The sequence below is a fragment of the Endozoicomonas sp. ONNA1 genome, assembly GCF_024606325.1.
Taxonomy (GTDB): domain Bacteria; phylum Pseudomonadota; class Gammaproteobacteria; order Pseudomonadales; family Endozoicomonadaceae; genus Endozoicomonas_A.
Genome location: NZ_JAHHPN010000172.1, coordinates 1 through 5,991 on the forward strand (window position 1 = coordinate 1; position 5,991 = coordinate 5,991).

Genomic DNA, 5,991 nt, shown 5'->3' on the forward strand with positions numbered 1-5,991 from the left:
TTTGATAGCCATCCAGACGTGGCATCATGATATCGACGAAAATAATGTTGGGCTGATTTTCAGCAATCTTTGCCAGGGCATCAAAACCATCAATGGCTGTTACCACTTCACAGCCTTCTTTTCTCAGGAGTGTTTCTGCGGTTCTGCGAATGGTTTTGCTGTCGTCGATTACCATAACTTTCAGGTGATCAAGGGTTGCAACCCCCTTTTTATGACCCACTGGTGACAAAACGTTTGACTCATAGCTGTTCATGCTTTTGTCCGTACACACTCTGATCACCTGAAATCTGATCCTTCTGCTTCAGGTGCTTTTCATTTTGTTTACCATGGCAATACTGATCTGCTTTTACGTCTTGATGGTCAGTCTTTTCCGCTCATGGCTCTTTGTTTTTTTACTTTTCTCAATCCTCATTGAGAAGATAAGAGCATTGATGACTCAAGATTTTTGAACTTTTTACCATGAAAAATTTTTCATCCCCGAGGGAGACGAAAAATGGTTTCAGTCGTTCATGGCCGATTTATGTTCATTCTGAAAGGGCTTTATTCCAGCCAGACTTCTCCATCTTTTAACACAATTTGCCGGTGAATAGCCAGACGATAAGTGAGCCAATAGCCTGACGAACTGAGGGGGGTTTGACTCAAGCCCATTCTTTGCGAGCCGATGTATTGGGAAATCATCCAACTGAACTATCTGGCGGACAGGGATGCTCATGAAATTCAATCCGATATCGTCTTCGAGGCAAGTGTTACTGCTTCGCCTTTCTCGTTCATGCCTGCTGGGCATTTCTTTGGCCGGCAGTTTTCTTTTCAGCAGCCTCTCAATGGCAGAGACCCTGAGTGAGGTGATCAACAAGGCCTTGATCAGCCACCCTCAGGCTCAGGCTGGCTTGAGTCGATACCGGGCAGCTACTGAAAATATTGATGTCGCCTGGGGAGGCTGGTGGCCTTCTGTCGATATCACGACCGGGATTGGTGGCCAGAAAAAGAGTTACCCTGATGATCAGCCCAATGAAACTGTGGGTGACAAGAGCTTTACCCGCAAGGAAGCCTCTTTTTCCATTAGCCAGAATCTGTTTTCCGGATTCAATACCAGTAGCAGTGTTGAGCAGGCCCGCCATACTGCCGCTGCTGAATATCTGCGCCTGAGGAGTACCCTGCAGGATTTGACTCTGGAAATCACCGATGTCTATCTGAAGGTGCTGGAAAGAAGGGAGATGGTGGAGCTCGCTGAAGAGAACCTGAAACTCCACAACTCCATCCTCAAGCAGATTGCCCAGCGCAGTCGTCAGGGTGTTGCCAGAAGTTCAGACCTGAATCAGGTCGAGGGGCGAGTGGCCAGAGCAACAGTCAACGTGATTAATGCCCGTAATAATCTCATAGATGCTGAGAGCGAGTACTACAGTCTGGTGGGCTCCATGCCCGGCGATCTGGAGCAGCCGGACGCTTATAAGCTGGCCGTTCATGGGAGTTTTGATGAGGCGCTTCAGGCCAGCGTCAGGAGGCATCCGGGTATCCTGGCGACGGAGAAGGATATCAAGGCCTCCGAGTCAGAAGAATCCGCTACTGACAGCAGCTTTTTCCCATCGTTGGATGTGAATATCGATAAGAGCTGGAAACATAATGCCGATGGCCAGTTGGGCACCCATGTCGACACGACAGCAGTTCTGAAGCTCAGCTATAACCTTTTTCGCGGAGGTTCTGACAGGGCCCGTTCCAAAGAAAGTGCCTACAGGACTCAAGAGAGCAGGGCACAACGGGACAGGATGCTGAGGAATGTCGAAGAAACATTGCGGCTGGCCTGGTCTGCCCACGAGTTTGTTGGTGAGCAGATGGAATACCTTCGCCAACATGAGGCATCCAGTAAAAAAACCGTTAAGGCTTATCAGGAGCAGTTTAATATTGGTAAACGAACCCTGTTGGACCTTCTGGACAGTGAGAATGAGCTTTTCCAGTCAAGCCGCAACCTGACTAGCGCGATTTATCAGGAAGTTTTCGCTCGATTCCGGATTGTTGCTGCTACCGGGGAGCTGCTGGATAACCTGGAAATTAACCTTCCTGCAGGCTGGCACGAGCAGGAATAATCATTAATGACTGATGCACCAGAGCAATACACTGCTCTGGTGCTGACTTGATCTAACCTCTGCAAGTTTTGATCAATACTTTCCCACTCCTGAAATCTTCTACTAGCCTTACAGGGACAATGAAGTAGGGCTGTTCCACTGGTAACAGTGGTTCCAGAGGGTCGATCAATGAAAATACTTGCTGTAACTGCCTGCCCAACCGGTATTGCTCATACCTATATGTCTGCCGAGAAACTCACCGAGGCTGCACTCAATCAGGGGCATGACATCAAGGTAGAAACTCAGGGGGCTATGGGCATCGAGAACGAAATCACCCTTCAGGATGTAGAAGAGGCTGATGTTGCAATTCTGGCGGTGGATATTACGGTTGATGGTGAAGAGCGCTTCAGGGATCTGAGGGTCATCAAGGTACCTGTATCAGAAGCGATTCGGAATCCGGAAGCGGTGATGGCGCAACTGGGTCAGGAGTGAACTCTGGTCAGTCCTCGTCCTCGAAATCGTCTTGCTCGTCCCAGTCATAGAGGCTTTGCAGGTGCTCATAACTGAGCATCCAGTCTCTCTGTCGAGAGTATGCACCGACGGCATTGAGTCCGAGGGAAGGTCTGGTTTCGTCAATAAAATCCAGAGGTTTTTCCTGCAGATAGATCTGGCAGTCATCAGTAACCTCACCCTGCTCTTTAAGGCCTTTCATCCAGCAATAACACAATTGAGCCAGGTCAAGTGAGATGTCAGATACCCTACTCTGCCACTCTTCTTCAGACATGGACTGTCTGAGCTTCTTATAAATTTCAAGATCTTCTACATCCATCCGGTTTTCGAACCGGGCCATTTCAAGCCTCTCGATATCCCGGATGATCGAGGCTGTAAGAGTGTCGTAGAGTGCTGTTCCGGGCTTTTCGTCACCGACCTGAGGATGGGTCTTCTGGCTGCCAGTGACGTCCCTGGCAACTATTTCGGCTACGGCCGGGTGCATATCTTCAAGATCAGTCAGCAGCTTCTGACAACGTTCTCTCTCTGTATCACTGCCGTAGCCTTCAAGGACCTTAACGGTATTAGGCAAGGTAGCAGCCAATCCCACCTGATAGGCATAGGTAGCCTCTTTGGGAAATTGATTGGCTGATGGGTGTCGGTGCTTTCGCATGAAATTCATGAGTAGCGGGAACAACAGAGCTTTCCTTGCAGAGTGATCAGAACCCTGACAGTCGTGGTTTTTTTGACCCGCCAATAAGGCCAGCGGAGCACCGACAGAAGCTTCGTCCTCAAGCGGGTCGCCCTGCCTTAAAAGAATGGCCTTATCTCCCGATGAGTCAAAATCTCTGATTGCAGTGCTATCTTGATAAAAATCCGCTTGATAAAACTGAAGCGTTTCGATCGCTGGGTCACTGCCCGCAGCCAGATTCGGCTCCGAGTCTTCTTCTGAGGGTGGGTATTTGAGTTTACCGGACACATTATCAAAGACAATTTTTTCAGTACGCCCATCTGTCTCTGAAAGATCATGTGACACTGCATAGGTGCCTGGCCTGTGGCTATTGGGCCTGGGTGGCGGAAAAGTTTCTGAAAGTTCCGGTGGCTTTTTCAATGAAGACGTATCAATGGGAATACCTCGCCCTTTCAAATCAGGTTGAGGCAGGGGGCGTTGCAGGTCCAGCAAAGTTTGTTCGCTGCTTGCCAACTCCTTTTTGGCCTCGGCGAGATCCTTTTGCAGCGCAGCCTTTTTTTCCGGTGTGTAATATTCATTAATTTCCTTAAACGTTTTTGCCAATGACTCCCGGAGTGTTTTTGATGTTTGTGGGTCTCTGATGGCCTCATCGGCAGGGATGATATTGGTCATCTTGCCATTGCTGCCAACATGAATGATCAGCAGTGGTGCTTCGGCCCTGTCGGGGTTGCCTGAAGCAATATGCTGGCTCAAGCTGTCTGCAAATCTGGCCAGCGTTGTTCGGGTTTCAAGGGCTTCTACCCTGAAGCGCTGCTGAATGAAATGCTTTTCGGCTTCTTCCGGGTTTGTGGGTGGGAGAGTTGCGGGCGAGGACGTTGAATAGGGAACGGGCACGGTTTGTGATGCTTTACGACCCGCCAGAGACCTTTGCGATGGAGGATGCTCTCCTCTGGGAATCACAGGCTGTGTTTCATCACCTGACCGTTGTCCCGGTCCGTTGGGTGATTCTGATCCATGAACCAGAGGCCTATTGGGGTTGGAAGGAGGTATGCTCATAATATTCTTCCGTTGAGAACCGTTCAGACGCCATGTTCGTATTGAATTTCCCTGATCGTATTCTGATCAGGGCTGATTTCATGAAAGTAATCCGCAATGCCCTCTCGAATGGCCTTCGCCACTTCCGGCTGATTGGCGTCAGGGTGACGATAAATATCGCCACCAAATGCACAGGTGCGCAGTACAGGTAAAGTGGGGTGATCTTTTTTGGCTGCCCAATGATTGTATTTGTTCTGTGTCGCAACAACGTTTTTAGCGGTCATTCGGACATTTGCAAGAAAGTCATTTTTGTCTAAAAAGTTCTCGTTAGACCCTTTCGGAGGCACCACATAAATCATGGCACGGTTCTTCTTGATCCCTGCCGGGCAATGTTCATCCCTGAAAACGCTGACGAGAACCGTGCCCTGGTTATCGCTCTCTTTGCTGACAAAACCGTACATGGCTGCCAGAGGGGTATTATCAGTGAGCTCTCTGCCAGCGAAGACGTCTCCCGTGTATCCTTCCTGACTCGCTGTTTCCAAAAAATCTTTCTGAACCTCTTCTATAGCCTCTTGCTGAGTGTCTGTGAAAAATTCCCCAAACCGGGCATTGATTCCGGAGGCTTTTTTTCCAAATACCAAATCGATAGAACCTGCGTTCACGGAGGCAATGTTGCCTGTTTTGCCGTAATCGGCCTCTGTCTCCCTCGTCAGGTAAATATCTGAGTATTGACCTTCTCCGTTAACCGGAATCTCCCGTTCAACAAGTTCCACATCACTGACAACCGGTACAGGGTGGGGAGGCTGGACTTCGGTTGATCGGGTGCTGGTACCTTCATCACGTATAGGCACGGACCTGAACGATTTTGTGGCTACGGGGGGCGACATACGTCTGGAAGGGCCTTTTGGAATCATGAGGAACTGGCCCTGATCCTTTTGTTTTTGACGTGCTTCATCAGGGTTGAAACGTCTCGCCGGAGCCCGGGCGGTGAACTGATTTTCATCAATCACCAGAGTGATGTTCGGGATAGGCGGCGCAGGGACGGTTCCGCCAGCATCTTCAATCTCTCTGCCAATGTGACCCAGTAGTGTTGTGGAGTCCTCTATCTGTTCTCTGAGCGCCCTCTTTTCTTCAGGACCGTTTTTCTGATCAATCACCGTCAGTTTTTCTTGCAGTGACTTTCTGAGACGGGCGGCTTCTTCCGAATCCTCCGGAAGGTCAGGGTCTGGCGGCAAAACAGAGGTCATTTTGCCATCTTTTACATACACAATTTCGAAAGGCAGGTCATCCTGAAACTGTGATGGATCATGAAGGCGTTGTTGCAGACTGGGGATAAAGTTCAGGAAATCATGTTGAGCCTGAAAGGAAAGCACTTGGTTGAATTGTTCATGATATTCACCCTCCAGCGCCTTTAATCGGCTGAGCTGGGTTGCGGTGGCTGTCGGTACTGTGCGGCGCTGGCCGATTGGGGTATCAGCTGTTTCGCTCTGACCACCGGGGAGTGCATTGGGTTGTGTGTGCGGTTCGATCCCTCCCGTGCCTGACGATGAGGGGGGCTGAGGCCCAGTCACAACCGGAATATGAGATCCTGGCCGCGAAGGAGGTATATTTCCACCACCTGTAGACATAGCTTATTCCCGAATAAATTAACCTTAAATGCTTCTAGCAGCCTGTCGGACTTAAGGCTGTCCTACTGCGGTTGCAATCCTCGCTACG

Annotated in this window: 5 protein-coding genes; 2 read left to right on the plus strand and 3 right to left on the minus strand. The window is 49.8% G+C overall.

Translation table 11 applies throughout. The features are described 5' to 3' along the window. A partial coding sequence (locus KDK19_RS03925) for a response regulator (RefSeq protein ID WP_257291382.1) occupies positions 1-175 on the minus strand: 175 nt, incomplete at its 3' end. A 646-nt stretch (positions 176-821) separates the two neighbouring features. Here KDK19_RS03925 and KDK19_RS03930 point away from each other — a divergent pair. Next, a complete protein-coding gene (locus tag KDK19_RS03930) occupies positions 822-2,081 on the plus strand; it encodes a TolC family outer membrane protein (RefSeq protein ID WP_257291380.1) in 1,260 nt (419 codons plus the stop codon). A 168-nt stretch (positions 2,082-2,249) separates the two neighbouring features. Continuing rightward, positions 2,250-2,552 (plus strand): PTS fructose transporter subunit IIB, encoded by a 303-nt coding sequence (locus KDK19_RS03935; RefSeq protein ID WP_257281282.1) that lies wholly within the window; start codon positions 2,250-2,252, stop codon positions 2,550-2,552. A 7-nt stretch (positions 2,553-2,559) separates the two neighbouring features. Here the strand turns inward: KDK19_RS03935 and KDK19_RS03940 are convergent, their stop codons facing one another. Both KDK19_RS03940 and KDK19_RS03945 read right to left on the minus strand, forming a co-directional pair. Further along, positions 2,560-4,296 (minus strand): hypothetical protein, encoded by a 1,737-nt coding sequence (locus KDK19_RS03940; RefSeq protein ID WP_257281283.1) that lies wholly within the window; start codon positions 4,294-4,296, stop codon positions 2,560-2,562. A 23-nt stretch (positions 4,297-4,319) separates the two neighbouring features. Further along, entirely contained in the window at positions 4,320-5,903 is a 1,584-nt protein-coding gene (locus tag KDK19_RS03945; RefSeq protein ID WP_257291381.1) for a hypothetical protein, read from the minus strand. Positions 5,904-5,991 lie beyond the last annotated feature (88 nt).

Excerpts from the sequence above, each read along its gene's own strand:
- KDK19_RS03935 (WP_257281282.1), top strand. The coding sequence starts at position 2,250 with ATGAAAATACTTGCTGTAACTGCCTGCCCAACCGGTATTGCTCATACC.
- KDK19_RS03940 (WP_257281283.1), bottom strand. The coding sequence starts at position 4,296 with ATGAGCATACCTCCTTCCAACCCCAATAGGCCTCTGGTTCATGGATCA.
- KDK19_RS03945 (WP_257291381.1), bottom strand. The coding sequence starts at position 5,903 with ATGTCTACAGGTGGTGGAAATATACCTCCTTCGCGGCCAGGATCTCAT.
- KDK19_RS03930 (WP_257291380.1), top strand. The coding sequence starts at position 822 with ATGGCAGAGACCCTGAGTGAGGTGATCAACAAGGCCTTGATCAGCCAC.